Here is a 16203-nt window from a genome sequence, read left to right on the forward strand (position 1 = left end):
AAGTGCGTTCTTGTAACACTGTAATCATCGGACTTACATGGAACTCGCACGCGGCGCGGCCGCACCACATTCTGCAGACATGGAGTTCGATTTCCCATGAAAGTCATCGTTTTCGACAGCTTCAAGCCCGGCGTGACGATGGAGACCATCACCCCCTACCTTCCCGAAGAGGTCGCCAATGTGTGGCGGTTGTGGAAGGCGGGCATCGTGCGCGAGAACTACGCGCGCGCCGATGAGCCGGGCGTGGTGATCGTATTCGAGGTCGACAGCGTCGAAGAGGCCAAGCGTTATGTCGACGATTTCCCGCTGACCAAGGCCGGTCACCTCGAGTGGACCTACGTTCCGGTGCAGGCGCCGTTGCCGCTGGAGGCGCTGATGGATCCGTCCGTCGATGTCACCGAGCCCTACGACCGGACGAAGGTGGGGTCGGCCTGATGCAATACGCCTACGGTCTCAGCATTCCGCTGACCCTCGCGGGTGCCTGCGATCCGACCAGGATGGCGCTGATCATCTACGACATGCAGGTCGGCATCGTGCGGCAGCTGCCAGACGGCGACAAGATCGTCCAGACCTGTGTGCAGCTGCGGGATGCGGCGCGGGAGAACGGTTTTCGCGTCTTCTACACCAGGCACATGTCATTGCCGCCCGCGTCGGCCGGTGTCTCGCAACTGCGTATGGCCATGGAGTGGCAGCGGGTCGACAATCCGAACGAGGTGAATTCCAGCTTCCCGCAGGGTTCGCCGCAGTATCAGCTCGTCCCCGAGCTGACGCCCGGTCCGAACGAGGTGGTCATCGATAAGATCACCATGTCCGCCTTCGCGGCGACCCCGCTCGATTTCGCCCTGCGCGACTTGGGCATCGACACGTACGCCATCGCGGGCATCGCTCTGGAGGTCGGCATCGAACCCACCGTCCGGCACAGCTTGGACCTGGGCTATTTCCCGATTCTGGTGACCGATGCCTGCGGTGCGGGCCATCCGGCCGCAGCCGAACGTTCCTTGGCCACACTGGCTTTCGCCGGTGGCTCGCTCACCACGGACGCCGCCGTGCTCGTCGAGCGGATGCACCGCCACTGAGCGGAAGCCGCGCCGGACCGACCGCGGTCAGCACCTGGAAGCGGCGCACGAATTCCCGCAGCGCGATGCGGTCCTCATCGTCGGGTGGGCGGTACCCCTGCTCGACGATGACCGATACCGTGCTTCCCGCGCACACCCGCAACTCGTTCCAACACCACGGCAGCACCGGTGTCAGCACCGTGTGGCCATTGCAGGTCACGGTGATCCGAGAGGTGAACCGGCCTGCGGTGTCGGCAAGATCTGTGGCCGCGTCCGCAGTGAGCACACCCGTCGCCGTGAACTCCTCGACATACATCGCGACCACCTCGACTCCCCGCGCCGATGCACTTCCCGACAGTGTACGGGGCGCGTCGGACGATTCCGTGGGTCGCGCCTACACGGAATCCACACAATCGCGGCACAAGTCCTGCGTTGTCGCCCATTAGGGTCGGGGAATGCGGAAATGGGTGGACCGGGTGGTGCTGGGGATCGGATGGTGTGCGCTGGTCGCGGGAGTACTCGGGATTGTGCTGCATTTCGGGGCTTGGCGGTGGCAGGTGCTGGTACTGGTGGCATCGGGGGCGTCGTATCTGATGCTGGGGGCGGTGGCGGGGTTGGTGCTTTTCCTGATCGCGCGGGGGTGGCGGAGTGCGGCGGCCGCCGGAGTGATCGTCGCGGCGGTGTTATGGATGCAGGTGCCGATGTTCGTGCCGGAGGGGCGGGCGGCGAGTGGGCGGGAGATTTCGGTCATGCAGTCGAATCTGTTGCTCGGGGAGGCGGATGCGGCGGCGGTGGTTCGAGCGGTTCGGGAAAACCAGGTCGAGGTGCTCACCGTCGATGAGCTGACACCGGAGGTGGCGCAGCGGCTCGCGGCGGCCGGAATCGAGGAGTCGCTGCCGTATCAGTTCCTACAGGCCGGTCGACTTGCCGGCGGTACCGGCATCTACAGTCGATACCCGTTGCGGGACACCAAGAAATACGACGGCTTCTGGATGAACAATTTGTCCGCCACCATGGAGCATCCACAGCGGGGACCGGTCGCGGTGTTCGCATTTCATCCGGTGCCGCCCTCGGTCGACTTCCCGGTGTGGAGTTCGGAGCTGCGCACGATTCGCGAAATTCTCGACGCGCAACAGGGTCCCGCGATCGTCGGCGCGGATTTCAATGCCACCCGCGATCACTCGGCATTCCGTGATCTGCTGCGCGGACGGTTCGTCGCGGCGGCGGACCAGGCGGGCGCCGGGCCGCTGCTCACCTATCCCGCGGATCGCCGTTGGGGCCCGGTGATCGGCATCGACCACATCCTGGTGGCCGACGGAACGTCCGCCGATGTGCGATCGCTGACCATCCCCGGCTCGGATCACCGCGCGGTGCTGGCTCGGGTGCGGTTGAACGCCTGATGTATTGGCCTCAACGCCCATTCCGTGGCTGTGCGCGATCCCGCAGATTTCGGTCATGAATGGGCGCTGAGGCCATGGGCCGCCGAGACGTATACACGCGCCGAGCTTCCGGCGATTACCATGTGATCGCTCGACGTGTGTGCGCAAAGCACCCATCGGGTCGGGTTCGCCGAGGACGGGCCCACAGTGAGTTCGGGGAGGAAAGACCTGATGAGGACTAGAGGGCTGCGGTTCGGGGTGGTCGCGGTATTGCTGTTGGTCGGTGCGGCGCTGGTCGGCTGTGATAGCAAGGCGGGACAGCAGCGAGCGAGCGCGGTGACCGCGGACAATCCGTGGGAGCTGACCGGCGCGGTCTCCAATAATGGACCGAGCGGCCCGCGCAAGGGGGTCCCGGACGCACCGCTCACCGCGGAGAACGGCGACGGCGGCGCGGTCGACAAACTCGCCCTCAATACCATCGCCGATCTGGAAGATTTCTGGAAGACCGAGTACGGCAAGAACTTTCCCGGCACCTTCAAGCCGGTGAGCCGTTACATCTCCTGGGATGCCAAGGCGTCCAAGGAGCAGGCGATCAAATTCTGCAAGTCCAGCACCTATCACCTCGTCAACGCCGCCTATTGCAGCGTGGACCACACCATCGGCTGGGACCGCGGTGTGCTGCTGCCACTGCTGCAGGAGAAGTACAGCGATATGGCGATCGTGATGGTGCTCGCGCACGAATACGGTCACTCCATCCAGGGCCAGGCCAAGATCGCCGGATTCTTCACCGGCACGCTGGTGAAGGAGCAGCAGGCCGACTGCCTGGCCGGTGTCTTCCTGCGTCATGTGGCCGAAGGGAATTCCGCGCATTTCACGCTGAATATGACCGACGGGCTCAACGCGGTCCTCGGTGCCACCATCGCCGTGCGCGATTCCGATCCGGATAACCCGAAAAATGTGCACGGCTCCGCCTTCGAGCGGGTGACCGCGGTGCAGATCGGCTACACCGACGGCGCCCAAGGCTGCAAGAAGATCAATAAGAAAGAGATCGAACAGCGTCGGGGGACCCTGCCGACGACATACGAGGACGGCGAGCAGGACGCTCAGCTTGCTGTCGATGTGCCGTCGCTGACCAGCCTGAGCCAGGCGCTGGCGAAGATCTTCCCGCTGCAGCAGGCGCCGCAGTACGACTACAACGGGATCATCGAGAACTGCTCGAAAGTGACCGCCACCGAGCCGGTCTCGTACTGCCCGAGTTCGAACAAGATCGGCACCGATGTCCCCGAACTCGCCGAACGCGGCGGGGCGATGAAGGGCGATGACGAACCGCTCTCGGCGGTGGTGGACGGTGATTACAACGCCTTCGCCGTGTTCATCTCCCGCTATGTCCTTGCGTTGCAACAGGAGCGCAAGCTGACGATCACCGGAGCGCAGACCTCCGGACTGCGCACCGCATGCCTCACCGGCGTCGTCACGACCAAGCTGAGCGAGCCGGGCAGCGATCCACGGCTATCGGCGAACGACCTCGACGAGGCCGTCTCCGGACTGCTCGCCGACGGTCTGGTCGCCAGCGATGTGGACGGCAAGGTGGTGCCGAGCGGCTTCCAACGGTTGGAGGCGTTCCGCACCGGCGTCCTCGACGGCGAGCAGGCCTGCCTGACGAACTACCGCTAGGTCCTCACTCGTCCGCTACGTGGGCCTCGAGCCATTCCAGGACATCGGAGAGCACCTTGTCCTGTTCGGGTTCATTGAAGACCTCGTGGTAGAGGCCCTCGTAGCGGATCGCCGTGAGGTCCTTCGAGCCCGCGCCCCGCTCGATCAGATCGGTGCTCGACGGTGCGGCGATGGTGTCGGCGGTGCCATGCAACACCAGCAGCGGCACGGTGAGCTTGTCCAGACGGCTCTTGACGAATTCGGTGGCATTCAGCATCTCCATACCGGTGCGGGCCGGGAGCTTGCCGCGGAATACCAGCGGATCGTTGTCGTAGGCGCGGATCACCTCGGGATCGCGGCTGATCATCGACGAATCCAGTTTCAGCACACCGACATTCGGCGCGAACCGGGACAGTAGCGGGCCGAGCAGGCGCTGCAGCGGATTGCCGACGGCGATATCGAGCGGCGGTGCCGACAAGACGATCCCTTCGACGTCGATCGGCGCCCGGACCGCCAGATACAAGGTGATCAGGCTGCCCATCGAATGCGCGAGCAGAAACCGCGGCACACCCGGATATTCGCGGCGGGCGATCTTCAGCATCTCCTCGACATTGTCTGCGGAGCCCGCCATCGAACCGATATTCGCGTTATTGCCCGCCGACTTGCCGTGGCCGAGGTGGTCGAGCGCGTAGACCGCGAAACCGTTGTCCGCCAGGCGCTTTCCGACATGGGTGTAACGGCCGGAATGTTCGGCGACGCCGTGCACGAGCACGATCGCCGCACGCGCCTTGGTGTCGGGAAGCCATGCGCGCCAAGCGATTCGGCTGCCGATGCCGTCGAATTCGCCCTCGGTGCCCGGTGTCGGGTCGGGGGATTCGCCGGCCTTCGGGTCGGTTGTCATGCATCGGCTCCTTGGGTACGTGGCGGCGCCGCGAGCTGATCGATCAGCCGCCGATTGAACTCGATGAGCCGAGCGTAGTTCACCAGCGAGATGCGCTCGTCGGTTCCATGGATCGTTTCCACGTCGGCCTTGGTCAGCAGGATGGGGGCGAAGTTGCAGCGGGTGGCGGCGAGGTCGTCGTAGTGCCGGGAATCGGTCGCGCCCGGGACGATGCCGGTGGTCACCGCGATGCCCGGGACGACGGACTCGGCCAGGCGCGCAATCATGTCGAATGCCGGGCCGGGTGATTTGCCGACTGAGGGCTCCGAGGTCATGCCGACGAGTTCGATCCGCACGTCCGCGTCGCGCACCACCTTTCGGCAGTGTTCGAGCACCGATGCGACCGAATCGCCGGGCAGAATGCGGAAATTCACCAGGGCCTCGGCCTGCTGTGGCAGCACATTGGGTTTGACGCCGCCGCGGATGACCGTCGGCGCGGTCGTGGTGCGCACCAGCGACTCGGTTTGCGGACGCGCCGCGAGTATCCGGGTGATCACCGGCGTGGCCAGTCCGGCGAATCGGAGCAGGCGGCGGCGATATGCGGGCATGACGTGGCGCAGCCTGGTGACCATGTCCGATACCACCGGTGTCAGGCGCAACGGCATCGGATGGTCCTGGAGGCGGCCGACCGCGCGGGCGATCCGTCCCACCGCGGTCTGTTTGCCGGGCATGGACGAATGTCCGCCCACCGCCGATACCGAAAGACGAACGGTCGCATAGCCTTTCTCGCCCACCATGATCGAGGCCACCGGCCGGTCTATGCCGTCGGCGAGACCGTTGAGAATGACACCGCCCTCGTCGAGCAGCAGATCGGCGTGCACCCCGGATTCGCGCAGCCGCTGCGCCATTCGCACCGCACCGTCATCCCCGAACACCTCCTCGTCGTGCCCGAAGGCCAGATAGATGGTGTGTCGCGGGCGAATTCCCGCGGCGAGTGCGGATTCGACCGCCTCCAGAATCGCGATCAATCGACTCTTGTCATCGATTGCCCCACGGCCCCAGATGAATTCGTCATCCACCACGCCCGCGAACGGCGGATGCGTCCACCGCCGCAGATCATCGACCGGCACCACATCCTGGTGGGCGAGCAGAATCGCCGATACCCGATCCGGTTCGACACCCGGCCAGCGATACAGCCTGCTGTGTCCGAATCGCTCCAATTCCAGTTCGGTGTGGACCAGGGGGAACGACTGTTCCAGGTGTGCGCCCAGCCGGAGGAATTCGGCGTCGCTGGGTTCTGCGGGCTCCGCGGTATCCGATGGCTCGTAGGAAACCGTCGCGCAGCGCAAGGCCAGCGCGAGGCGTTCGGCTACGTGCGTATCGACGACAATCGGCGTGGTGTGGGTCCGGGCGGCGTTACCTGTCATCGAGGACCGGTCTCATTCGGCAAATTCATGGGCATCACTGCATTGTTCAACACCTCGGGCCCGAGTGTGCGGACCTTTTGGTCGCGCCACTTCGCCCAGGCCTCGCTGGTGCCGCCGGCGCGGTCGGGGGTGCGCGGGGTGCTGAGCAGGGGCAGGTCCAGGCGGGCCGCGAGGACGGTGACCTCGGCATTGGCGGCGGCATGGGACCAGACGTCGTCGACGACATCGGTGATCCGGATGCCGAGACGGTGCCCGGCAATGATCGGCCAGTCCTGCGCCAACAGTCTGATATCGGCGGTGTCGGCGACCGGCGCGATGCCGCGGGTGATGATGGTGCCGCGGCCGTCGGGGGCGATATCGAACAGTTCGACCGCGACCGTCGCGGTCGCTGGACCGGACAGACGCAGCGTTGCCGTCGGAATTCCGGAGATGTGCTGCGCGGTATTCAGCGGTTCGGAAATGGACCAGATCTCGCGGTCGGGTCCGGGCAGCAGACCGCGATCGGTATAGGTGCCGGTGCGCAGATCGATCTGAACGCGGTGCGCGTCAGCCGGCGGCCATGCGGTTTCGGAGCGCCAGCCGCCATCGAATTGGCCGACCGTGATGCGCGGGCCGGGCACCTCGATATCGCGACCGGCGACATGCTTATCGAAGAAGGCGAGCAGTTGGGTATCGAAATCCGGTGCACCGCATTTGCTATCGCAATCGCTGTGGCCCCATTGGCCGAACCAGGCTCGATGATCGCCGGGTCCGAGCGCATTCCAGACGTCGAAGATGCGATACGCCCGGGTGTTGTAATCCAGAAAACCCTGGCCGACGAATAGCGGAATGGTATTGCCGCGCAACCGTTCCACGAGATCGCGCTCGCGCCAGAAAGGGGTGGTGGCGTCATGGTTGGTGGTGTTCGCGGCGAATTGCTCATAGCACCCGGCCGGTATCTGGACGGCATTGGACTGGTACTCGGGGGAGTCGTCGGGGCGGCCCGGTGTGGAGGCAATGAGCAGATGCTCGAAACCCGTCATTTCGGCCGGGCGAATGCCGCTCTCGGTGACCGGCTTACCGGAGAACTTCCACGCGACACCCTGCATGTACATATAGGCGTAGGGGTCGACATCCGGTCCGAACGCCGCGACGGCGGCCAGGCCCGCGGGTTTGGCGGCCAGCCCCATCATCCCGGTCCAGGCCTCATATGAGGTGCCGATCATTCCGACCCGACCGGTCGACCACGGCTGCCCCGCAGCCCATTCCACGGCGGTGGTCACATCCGAACGTTCGCCTGGCCCACCGAAATCCGGACATCCTGACGAGCCGCCGTAGCCGCGTAGATCCACGATGACGTAGGTATAGCCCGCGTTCAGGAACATCGCGACGTGCAGGTCGTCGGTGGATGGCCCACCCTCGAGCCGCGGCACGCTCAGATAAGCGGTATGCGAGCGATACGGACTGACGGTCATTACCACCGGCGTGCGCGTATCCGCGGAAACGCCGTGCGGGCGCAGAATATCGGCGTGCAGCCGGGTGCCGTCGGGCGCGGTGATGAAGCTCTGCGACCACTGGAAAGGCACACCGATCGGGTCCGCTGCCGTTACCGGCGCCAACCCCGCGAGCATCAACAAAACCCCGGCCATCCCACGCAACAGCACAGTCACCCGAGAACTATCGACTGCTGCTGGTCAATAGTCCAGCCCCCGGAACGGGGGTGTCACTCAGCGCTGCGCGGTCGGTCCGAGGACCGGCTTCAGATCCAGCACCGGTGTGCCGTCGATCGCTTCCAAACCGTGCACGGTGAGCACGGTCCCATCGATCTCGGCGATCGTGACCCGATGCAGCCCGATCGGATTCGGTCGATGCGGTGCCCGCGTCGCGAACACCCCCGTGACCGGGCGGCTGCGATCGCCGCGCGGATGCACCGAGAGCACCTCCCGATCCGCCCGATGCAACCAGGTGAATACCAACACCGCATCGCCGGGGCGCAAGCCCACCGTGCCCGCCGAGACCTCGGGATCGAGCACGATCTCGGCGGGCGGTGCGCCTTCGTCGCCTTGTTTCGGCGCATCCGCCGGATCGGTCAGTGGCGAGCGCACCCGGCCGATCGGGCGCACGTCATAGGTCTCGGAGGGCATGGAGCCATCCTCGCTTAGGGCTGCATGAGCCCGAAGACATTCCCGTCGGTGTCCTTGACCGTCGCGATCAGCTTCCCGCCGCCGACATTCGTCGGCTGCTGGGTCACCTCGGCACCGGCCTCGACCAGGGTGGCCAGCTGCTTCTCGATGTCCTCGACGGTCCAGTAGCCGATCGGGCCGGTCATTGCCTTCTTATGGCCATTCGGGTCCAGGCCGATGTCCTGGCCCGCCACCCGGTAGCCGACGTAGTACGGCGTGTCGGCGGTGGGGTCCCCGAACAGCGCGCCGTACACGCTCTTCGCCTTGACCAGGTCGGTGACGGGGTAGACGATGGTCTGCAGTCCAGCGGTCATCATTGGCTCCTTGTTCGCGGTCGCGGTTTCCAGTTCACGTACATGACCAGCCCGAACGGGAGAATGTGACAAGTGGACGAGAAATTTCTCGCCGAGCGCTTCGAGGAGCACCGCACGCATCTGCTCGCGGTGGCATATCGCATGCTCGGCTCCGGTAGCGAGGCCGATGACGCTGTCCAGGAGGCGTGGCTGCGACTCAGCCGTTCCGATAGCGATGAGATCGAGAATCTGGGCGGCTGGCTCACCACCGTTGTCGGCCGGGTCTGTCTGAATATGCTGCAGTCGCGCAAGACGCGGCGCGAGGAACCGCTCGACGAATTCGAACCGGTACCGGATGTCGAGGGCCCGGAACAGGAAGCGATGCTCGGCGATTCGATCGGCCTCGCCCTACTTGTCGTACTCGACACCCTCGCCCCGCCGGAGCGGCTGTCGTTCGTACTGCACGACATGTTCGCCGTGCCCTTCGACGAGATCGCGCCGATCGTCGGCAAAACCCCCACCGCCGCCCGGCAATTGGCCAGTCGGGCGCGGCGGCGGGTGCAGGGCGCAAGAGCCACCGCCGACCGTGATCGTCAGCGTGAGGTCGTCGACGCATTCCTCGCCGCCTCACGCGGGGGTGAATTCGAGGCGCTGCTGACGCTGCTCGATCCGGATGTGGTGCTGCGCGTCGATGCCGCCGCCCTCGCCACCGGTGCCGCGGGCGCGTCCGGTGCGAATGCGGTCGCGCAGACCTTCTCCGGCCGGGCCAGGGCAGCCCAGCTCGCGCTCATCGACGGCCGGGCGGGACTTGTGTGGTCCGTCGGCGGCATACCGCGCGTGGTCTTCGATTTCACCGTGTCCCAAGGTCGGATCGTGGCCATCGATCTGCTCGCCGACCCGGAGACCTTGGAACTCATGGAACTGCAGGCGGGATGACCCGTGGCTGTCACATCTCGGCCGCCGCGCTGGTCAGGGGTGTGACGGCGGGAAAGGCACGACGCAGGAGGACACCATGAGCAACGCACGATCGATCGGCTACTGGACCACTACCGGACTGACGGTTTTCGTCCTGGCATCGGGCGGTATCGCCGATCTGCTGCACCGCGGCGGGACCGCGGCCGGCATGACGGAATTGGGTTATCCGACCTATGTCATGACCATCCTCGGATTCTGGAAAGTGCTCGGCGCCATCGCACTCGCCGTCCCGCGCTTTCCGCTGGTGAAGGAATGGGCCTATGCTGGTGCGTTTTTCGATCTGACCGGCGGATTCGTCTCGCACATCGCACATCGTTCCGCCGCGAATCATCTGATCTACACCGGCTTTTTCGCGCTGTGCGTGGTGGCGTCGTGGGCATTGCGGCCCGCGAGCCGCAAGCTGGACGTGCCCGTATTCCGCGGGCTCGGCCGGGTTTCGGAATCGGAAGATGTGACGCCCGGACCGATTGCCGTGACCGCGTGAAGCGGGTGCCCGCTGTTCGCGAGAACGGCGGGCTATTTGCTTTCGCTATCGCTGGGTGAAGGTCATACTCGGCCAACACGATTCGGCTGGTGTCCCAGGCAGCGCGGCGTATGATCGGGCCAGTGCGGGTCCCCCGGGGGAATTATGAGCGAGCGCAGCGAGTGAACAGTAAATACAGCCGAGTTGCGCGGTCATGCCGGAGCTGAGTGTTAGCGAGGCGAGGGCATGACCGAGTCGGTGACCACGGATTGGGACCTATTCGGGCGGGCGCTGGCGCAGTGCCTTTTCGAACTACCTTCCCGCGCAACGTTGATCATCGCCGCCCCCGGCAATCGATATGTCCAATTCGTGCAATACGACATCAAGCTGACCGTCGAACTGGCGGGCAATTCCTATCTCGCGCAGCCCATCTCGGCGACCGGTGAACGCATGCTGCGCGATCTCGGCTGGCGCGAACCCGTCGCGCGTCGCGAAATCGACAACTGGACCCGCACGCTGCTCTGGCCACTGTCTCTGGACACTCTGCGCAGACTCGCGCGCTCGGTCGCCGTCGGGCTGCACGACGCTCTCGGCGTCGGCGCGCCCGCGGAGCTGCGCGCCATGGGTTGGACCGAGACCTCGGGTGATCTGGATCTCACCGCATTGGGTGAGATCGCGCGTCGCGGCGTGAACTGACGCGGTGCGGAGACCCGCCCGACGTGCCACTATTCTGTGAATATGGCAGTAGGCAAGGGCGGCACGCCGTCCAAGGAAGCGAAGGCCGCGGCGAAGGTGGCCCGCAAGCAGCAGTCGAAAGAACGCCGCCAGCAGCTCTGGCAGGCGTTCCAGATGCAGCGCAAGGAAGACAAGCTGCTGCTGCCTTTGATGGTCGGCGCCGTCGTCGGGATCACGGTCGTATTCCTGGTGGTCGGCCTGATCTTCGGGCTGCAGTGGTTCCTGCTGCCGCTCGGACTGCTGCTCGGCGTGCTCGTCGCGTTCATCATCTTCGGTCGCCGGGTGCAGCGCAATGTATACGCCAAGGCCGAGGGGCAGGCGGGTGCGGCGGCCTGGGTACTGGACAACATGCAGGGTAAATGGCGGGTCAGCAATGGCGTCGCTGCGACGACTCAGCTTGATGCGGTGCACCGCGTGATCGGCCTGCCCGGCGTCATCCTGATCGGTGAGGGTTCCCCGCAGCGGCTGAAATCGCTACTGGCACAGGAGAAGAAGCGCACCGCGCGGCTCATCGGCGACACCCCGATCTACGACATCGTCATCGGTAACGACGAGGGCCAGATCCCGCTGAAGGAACTGCAGAAGCACCTCACCAAGCTGCCTCGCAATATCGATACCAAGCGCATAGACCTCATCGAGGGCCGGCTGGCCGCGCTGAGTTCGCGCAGCGGTCCCGCACTGCCCAAGGGCCCGATGCCCGCGGGCGCCAAGATGCGCGGGGTGCAGCGCACCATCCGTCGGCGCTGATGCTGCTTCGAGGCCCGCATCCCGTGGGAGGCGGGCCTTCGCATTCCTAAGGGGTCGTTCCGGTTCGCCCAGTGTTGAGCAACCAGGTGATCCGGTCGTAGCCGATGGCGTGGTAGACGACGAGCACCGTGGTGAAGACCAGCGCCCAGCGAGGCAGTCCCGCGATCCAGAATGCCGCCGCGCCACCGAACAGCACCACGATCTCGACCAGCAGACGAACCCAGCCGTCCACCGCGACCGGGGCCTTTCCGCTGCGGCTCGGATCGCCCGGCACCGCGAACGTTCCCCAAGCCGCGGCGGCGGCGAGCGGCAGCAGGACGACCACCACATAGCGCCAGGGCGAATCGAACGCGCGCCAACCGCAGACCGCGAATGAGGAAATGGCGGCGAGTTCGAGGAACAGGCGGACCGCCAGCATGACGGGATTCAGAGACACCGCCGGAGCGTACTGTTCCGACACCCGCCTGGAGGCACTAGCGTGAGCGGACGACCGCGGTGCCGGTGGCTCGGTCGTGCATGCCGCGACCGTCGGCGTCGGTGAACAGCGCCGGAACCACGAAGACCAGCAGCACCTGGCGGGCCAACGCACGCACGAAACCGACGGCCACCGGTGCATCGACGCGGATGACGCGCAGGCGCAGGAAGTACTGCCCCGGCGTGTACCCGAACAGCGACACCGCGACGACACCGATCACGAACCACACGATCAGGTTGGGCGTCGTGAGCGCACTCACAATCGCCTCGAAATTCGACGGACGCGGCTGCCCGGCCGGAATATCCATCCCGGCGATGATCTTGTCGGGATTCGGGCGCACGATGATCGCGGTCACACCGAGGGAGATGAACCAGTCCACCACGAGTGCGACGATGCGCCGCAACATACCCACCAGCGCCCCGGCGCCGGAGCGGGGCAGACCAAGGGACTGACCGGGGAACTCGGGGGTTGCCGGATCGCCCGGGTCCGCCGAAGGTCCGGAGAGCCAGTATCCGCTGATGCGTGCCATAACCCCCAGAATAGGCCTCTACGACCGGTCGTAGGACACCGCATTAACCCAAGTTGACCTCGGCGGGCGTCGGTAATGTCGGCAGGATTACCATGCTGTTCGAGCCCGGGTGGCCTTGAACACCCGGCCAGCCGCACGTGTAACACTGGCGAAACACAGCCTTGATTGCTGGGAAACACCGCGTCCATACCGTCTGGACGCGACGAACCCATGCAATCGACACTGGCTGGGAACCGATCCGTAAGGAGAACAAGTGACGTTCAGCACGGCCGACGAGGTCATCAAGCACATCAAGGAAGAGGAGGTCGAATACGTCGACATCCGCTTCAGCGATCTTCCGGGTGTGCAGCAGCACTTCTCGATTCCCGCGAAGGCTTTCACCGCTGACCTCGCTGAGGAAGGGCTAGCGTTCGACGGCTCCTCCGTCCGTGGCTTCCAGTCCATCGACGAGTCGGACATGCTGCTGCTCCCCGACTTCAGCACCGCTCGGCTGGACCCGTTCCGCGCGGCCAAGACGCTGAACCTCAACTTCTTCGTGCACGACCCGTTCACTCGCGAGGCCTACAGCCGCGACCCGCGTAACGTCGCGCGCAAGGCGGAGGAGTACCTGAAGAGCACCGGCATCGCCGACACCGCCTACTTCGGTGCCGAGGCCGAGTTCTACATCTTCGACTCCATCCGCTACGACTCGGGCATGAACGGCGCCTTCTACGAGATCGAGTCGATCTCCGGCTCCTGGAACACCGGCGCGGAGTTCAACCCGGACGGCACCCCCAACCGCGGCTACAAGGTCCGCAACAAGGGCGGTTACTTCCCGGTCGCGCCGTACGATCACTACGTCGACCTGCGCGACAAGATCTCGACCAACCTGCAGAACGCGGGCTTCGAACTCGAGCGCGGCCACCACGAGGTCGGCACCGCCGGTCAGGCCGAGATCAACTACAAGTTCGGCACCCTGCTCGGCGCGGCCGACGACCTGCAGCTGTTCAAGTACATCGTGAAGAACACCGCGTGGGCCGAGGGCAAGACCGTCACGTTCATGCCGAAGCCGCTCTTCGGTGACAACGGCTCGGGCATGCACGTGCACCAGTCGCTGTGGAAGGACGGCAAGCCGCTGTTCCATGACGAGGCCGGCTACGCGGGCCTGTCGGACCTGGCGCGTCACTACATCGGCGGCATCCTGCACCACGCCCCGTCGCTGCTGGCGTTCACCAACCCGACCGTGAACTCCTACCACCGCCTGGTTCCGGGCTACGAGGCCCCGATCAACCTGGTGTACTCGCAGCGCAACCGCTCCGCCGCGGTCCGCATCCCGGTCACCGGCAACAACCCGAAGGCCAAGCGCATCGAGTTCCGCGCGCCCGACTCCTCGGGTAACCCGTACCTGGCCTTCGCCGCCATGATGATGGCCGGCCTGGACGGCATCAAGAAGAAGATCGAGCCGAAGGCTCCGGTCGACAAGGACCTCTACGAGCTCCCGCCGGAGGAGGCCAAGGGCATCCCGCAGGCCCCCACCAGCCTGGCCTCGGTCATCGACCGCCTCGAACAGGACCACGACTACCTGACCGAAGGCAACGTCTTCACCCCCGACCTCATCGAGACCTGGATCAGCCTCAAGCGCGAAAACGAAATCGCGCCGGTGAACCTGCGCCCGCACCCGTACGAGTTCGAGCTGTACTTCGACGTGTAGGCCCTTCGGTCGCTCCGCAGGCTTCACTCCTGCGCTGTAAGGCATGGAGCCCCATCCGTTTCGACGGGTGGGGCTCCGTCGTTTCCGGACTACTCGCGGACAGAAAACCTGGCCCCGACGACATGCGTGTGCTATGCGTTGCGGCGTTGCGTTTGATCGCGATCTGATGGGGCGGTTCGGCACGATATCGCTGGATCAGTATCTGGCCGATTACGAGCTGCGTAACGGATTCCCGCAGGAGAGCGACGGACGGCTCGCGAGTAGTTCGATCGAGCGCGGAGGAGGCGGCGTCGGGTCACCTCTTGCCGTAGCCGGTGGTCGAAGCTGTATACCGCGCGCGCACTTTCGAGTAGGCATATACTGCTTCGGCACTGCCGCAACCGATCTCGGGTTTCGCTGGCGACTGCGCGCTTCGGCACCCAATGACCAGTCTGAATCCCATTGAGCGGCACGGGGATACCGGTGAGTGGGGTAATGGCGGTGGGATCGGTGCGAAGTGGCGCACGAGGTGCGGGTGGGGTTCTACTGTCCCGCGCCATGAGGATTTCAATTGTTTCACTTATAGGTGCTGCCGCAGCGACTTTGGCTCTGACTGCGACGGGGCTCCAGCCTTCGGCGATGGCCGAGCCGAGTGTTACCGCTGTCGGCGGGAAGATCGATTTGCAGGGGGCGGTCAATGTTCGGGATATCGGAGGGTATCGGACTTATGACGGGGCGAAGGTCAAGGCGGGGAAGGTTATTCGGGCGGATTCGTTGGAGAAGTTGACAGACTCCGATGTGCAGAAGCTCGGAACCCTGAATCTCAGAGCGGTTATTGATTTGCGGACACCTGCGGAGGTGCAGTTCGCGGGGGCTGACAAGGTGCCTGCGGGGGTGCAGCAGGTGGCGCGGCCGATCGATGACACCGGGTTGTTCCAGCAGATGCTGGCGGCCATTCAGTCTCGGGATCCGCAGAAGCAAGAGGAACTGCTCGGGAACGGGAAGGCCGAGGAGATTATGGCCAATGTGTATCGGAGCTTCTTCACCGATGATTCGCGAGCCAAGTTCGGGCAGACGATTCGAGATTTGGCGGCGACCGATCGGGCGTCGCTCTATCATTGCACGTCGGGTAAGGATCGCACTGGATGGCTGACATATGTGGTGTTGCGGGCGGTCGGAGTGCCGGAACCTACTGCGCGGCAGGATTATCTGCTGTCGAATCAATATCGCGCCGCGGCGGATGCCAAGTTGCGTGAGCAGGTGAAGCAGGCAGGGCTGATGCAGAATCCCGATCTGCTGATTCCGTTGCAAGAGGTTGGTGATCAGTACTTGGATACGGCGATCGCTGCGATGGATCAGGCCTATGGCGATTTCGGGAAGTTCCTGACCCAGGGCTTGGGTCTCGACGGCGGCACCCTCGTACAACTTCGGAAGAACCTGGTGAGCTAGCGAGAACGGTTCGGGCCCACTCCTTCCGGTGGAGTGGGCCCGATCCCATTCAGCTCAGCCTGGCGTCCGCGGCCGAACCCGCGAGCTGCCGCACAAACTTTCACGATCGCGCACACCGTATGGAGCCTGTTGCCGAATACGCCCAGCACGCGATCGTGACGTCACAGCGGGGGACCAAATCACCTACCGGCGAGCATGATCACCTGGCAGTAGTCCGTCCGGGCAGTTGATTTGTGGCACGGCCGAAATCGGCCCCGTTCGGCAACAGTCTCTATAGTCTGCGCGAACTCCGCATACCTTGTGCGACAGCAG

18 protein-coding genes are annotated in these 16203 nt (G+C 64.8%); 10 read left to right on the forward strand and 8 right to left on the reverse strand.

Translation table 11 applies throughout. The features are described from left to right. Positions 1-96 precede the first annotated feature (96 nt). Together ACIBI6_RS30460 and ACIBI6_RS30465 are read left to right on the forward strand one after the other, a co-directional pair. Entirely contained in the window at positions 97-435 is a 339-nt protein-coding gene (locus tag ACIBI6_RS30460) for a hypothetical protein (protein WP_364345336.1), read from the forward strand. Beyond that, entirely contained in the window at positions 435-1076 is a 642-nt protein-coding gene (locus ACIBI6_RS30465; protein WP_396958615.1) for a cysteine hydrolase, read from the forward strand. The genes ACIBI6_RS30460 and ACIBI6_RS30465 overlap by 1 nt, the downstream gene beginning before the upstream one ends. Here ACIBI6_RS30465 and ACIBI6_RS30470 read toward each other — a convergent pair. Continuing rightward, a complete protein-coding gene (locus tag ACIBI6_RS30470) occupies positions 1030-1371 on the reverse strand; it encodes a hypothetical protein (RefSeq protein WP_364345332.1) in 342 nt (113 codons plus the stop codon). The two genes, ACIBI6_RS30465 and ACIBI6_RS30470, sit on opposite strands and share 47 nt — an antisense overlap. Before the next feature lie 139 nt (positions 1372-1510). Between ACIBI6_RS30470 and ACIBI6_RS30475 the strand changes: the two genes are divergently transcribed. Then, entirely contained in the window at positions 1511-2455 is a 945-nt protein-coding gene (locus tag ACIBI6_RS30475) for an endonuclease/exonuclease/phosphatase family protein (protein WP_364345330.1), read from the forward strand. 210 nt (positions 2456-2665) lie between these two features. Further along, positions 2666-4108 (forward strand): metallopeptidase, encoded by a 1443-nt coding sequence (locus ACIBI6_RS30480; RefSeq protein WP_364345328.1) that lies wholly within the window; start codon positions 2666-2668, stop codon positions 4106-4108. Between the two features lie 4 nt (positions 4109-4112). Here the strand turns inward: ACIBI6_RS30480 and ACIBI6_RS30485 are convergent, their stop codons facing one another. The 5 genes from ACIBI6_RS30485 to ACIBI6_RS30505 are packed head-to-tail and all read right to left on the reverse strand — an operon-like array spanning position 4113 to position 8870. Beyond that, on the reverse strand, positions 4113-4988 hold the full coding sequence (locus ACIBI6_RS30485) for a lysophospholipase (protein ID WP_396958616.1): 876 nt from the start codon (positions 4986-4988) through the stop codon (positions 4113-4115). Beyond that, a complete protein-coding gene (locus tag ACIBI6_RS30490) occupies positions 4985-6394 on the reverse strand; it encodes a M20/M25/M40 family metallo-hydrolase (RefSeq protein WP_396958617.1) in 1410 nt (469 codons plus the stop codon). The genes ACIBI6_RS30485 and ACIBI6_RS30490 overlap by 4 nt, the downstream gene beginning before the upstream one ends. Further along, positions 6391-8043, reverse strand: coding sequence for a CocE/NonD family hydrolase (locus ACIBI6_RS30495; protein ID WP_396958618.1), 1653 nt, complete (start codon positions 8041-8043; stop codon positions 6391-6393). The genes ACIBI6_RS30490 and ACIBI6_RS30495 overlap by 4 nt, the downstream gene beginning before the upstream one ends. A gap of 57 nt (positions 8044-8100) precedes the next feature. Next, entirely contained in the window at positions 8101-8517 is a 417-nt protein-coding gene (gene tsaA, locus ACIBI6_RS30500) for a tRNA (N6-threonylcarbamoyladenosine(37)-N6)-methyltransferase TrmO (RefSeq protein ID WP_396958619.1), read from the reverse strand. A 14-nt stretch (positions 8518-8531) separates the two neighbouring features. Further along, entirely contained in the window at positions 8532-8870 is a 339-nt protein-coding gene (locus ACIBI6_RS30505) for a VOC family protein (RefSeq protein ID WP_364345318.1), read from the reverse strand. Positions 8871-8942: 72 nt separating this feature from the next. Between ACIBI6_RS30505 and ACIBI6_RS30510 the strand changes: the two genes are divergently transcribed. The 4 genes from ACIBI6_RS30510 (at position 8943) to ACIBI6_RS30525 (ending at position 11769) form a co-directional block, all read left to right on the forward strand. Continuing rightward, a complete protein-coding gene (locus ACIBI6_RS30510) occupies positions 8943-9785 on the forward strand; it encodes a sigma-70 family RNA polymerase sigma factor (RefSeq protein WP_364345316.1) in 843 nt (280 codons plus the stop codon). 76 nt (positions 9786-9861) lie between these two features. Continuing rightward, entirely contained in the window at positions 9862-10308 is a 447-nt protein-coding gene (locus ACIBI6_RS30515) for a DoxX family protein (protein ID WP_396958620.1), read from the forward strand. A gap of 225 nt (positions 10309-10533) precedes the next feature. After that, positions 10534-10983 (forward strand): TY-Chap domain-containing protein, encoded by a 450-nt coding sequence (locus ACIBI6_RS30520; RefSeq protein WP_396958621.1) that lies wholly within the window; start codon positions 10534-10536, stop codon positions 10981-10983. Between the two features lie 42 nt (positions 10984-11025). Continuing rightward, positions 11026-11769 carry a DUF4191 domain-containing protein gene (locus ACIBI6_RS30525; protein WP_396958622.1) on the forward strand — a complete coding sequence of 248 codons (744 nt, stop codon included), beginning with the start codon at positions 11026-11028 and terminating at the stop codon, positions 11767-11769. Between the two features lie 46 nt (positions 11770-11815). Here ACIBI6_RS30525 and ACIBI6_RS30530 read toward each other — a convergent pair whose 3' ends face one another. Continuing rightward, complete coding sequence (locus tag ACIBI6_RS30530) at positions 11816-12205, reverse strand: YrdB family protein (protein WP_364345308.1); 390 nt, start codon at positions 12203-12205, stop codon at positions 11816-11818. Between the two features lie 37 nt (positions 12206-12242). Then, a complete protein-coding gene (locus tag ACIBI6_RS30535) occupies positions 12243-12773 on the reverse strand; it encodes an RDD family protein (protein WP_396958623.1) in 531 nt (176 codons plus the stop codon). 253 nt (positions 12774-13026) lie between these two features. Between ACIBI6_RS30535 and glnA the strand changes: the two genes are divergently transcribed. Next, complete coding sequence (gene glnA, locus ACIBI6_RS30540) at positions 13027-14463, forward strand: type I glutamate--ammonia ligase (protein WP_364345304.1); 1437 nt, start codon at positions 13027-13029, stop codon at positions 14461-14463. Positions 14464-15000: 537 nt separating this feature from the next. Beyond that, entirely contained in the window at positions 15001-15891 is an 891-nt protein-coding gene (locus ACIBI6_RS30545; RefSeq protein ID WP_396958624.1) for a tyrosine-protein phosphatase, read from the forward strand. Positions 15892-16203 lie beyond the last annotated feature (312 nt).

Source organism: Nocardia sp. NPDC050412, from assembly GCF_044458825.1.
GTDB lineage: Bacteria > Actinomycetota > Actinomycetes > Mycobacteriales > Mycobacteriaceae > Nocardia.

Bases quoted from the DNA above. Each gene is read 5' to 3' on its own strand.
- ACIBI6_RS30460 (WP_364345336.1), top strand. From the start codon at position 97: ATGAAAGTCATCGTTTTCGACAGCTTCAAGCCCGGCGTGACGATGGAG.
- ACIBI6_RS30465 (WP_396958615.1), top strand. From the start codon at position 435: ATGCAATACGCCTACGGTCTCAGCATTCCGCTGACCCTCGCGGGTGCC.
- ACIBI6_RS30470 (WP_364345332.1), bottom strand. From the start codon at position 1,371: ATGTATGTCGAGGAGTTCACGGCGACGGGTGTGCTCACTGCGGACGCG.
- ACIBI6_RS30475 (WP_364345330.1), top strand. From the start codon at position 1,511: ATGCGGAAATGGGTGGACCGGGTGGTGCTGGGGATCGGATGGTGTGCG.
- ACIBI6_RS30480 (WP_364345328.1), top strand. From the start codon at position 2,666: ATGAGGACTAGAGGGCTGCGGTTCGGGGTGGTCGCGGTATTGCTGTTG.
- ACIBI6_RS30485 (WP_396958616.1), bottom strand. From the start codon at position 4,988: ATGACAACCGACCCGAAGGCCGGCGAATCCCCCGACCCGACACCGGGC.
- ACIBI6_RS30490 (WP_396958617.1), bottom strand. From the start codon at position 6,394: ATGACAGGTAACGCCGCCCGGACCCACACCACGCCGATTGTCGTCGAT.
- tsaA (WP_396958619.1), bottom strand. From the start codon at position 8,517: ATGCCCTCCGAGACCTATGACGTGCGCCCGATCGGCCGGGTGCGCTCG.
- ACIBI6_RS30505 (WP_364345318.1), bottom strand. From the start codon at position 8,870: ATGACCGCTGGACTGCAGACCATCGTCTACCCCGTCACCGACCTGGTC.
- ACIBI6_RS30515 (WP_396958620.1), top strand. From the start codon at position 9,862: ATGAGCAACGCACGATCGATCGGCTACTGGACCACTACCGGACTGACG.
- ACIBI6_RS30520 (WP_396958621.1), top strand. From the start codon at position 10,534: ATGACCGAGTCGGTGACCACGGATTGGGACCTATTCGGGCGGGCGCTG.
- ACIBI6_RS30525 (WP_396958622.1), top strand. From the start codon at position 11,026: ATGGCAGTAGGCAAGGGCGGCACGCCGTCCAAGGAAGCGAAGGCCGCG.
- ACIBI6_RS30535 (WP_396958623.1), bottom strand. From the start codon at position 12,773: ATGGCACGCATCAGCGGATACTGGCTCTCCGGACCTTCGGCGGACCCG.
- ACIBI6_RS30545 (WP_396958624.1), top strand. From the start codon at position 15,001: ATGAGGATTTCAATTGTTTCACTTATAGGTGCTGCCGCAGCGACTTTG.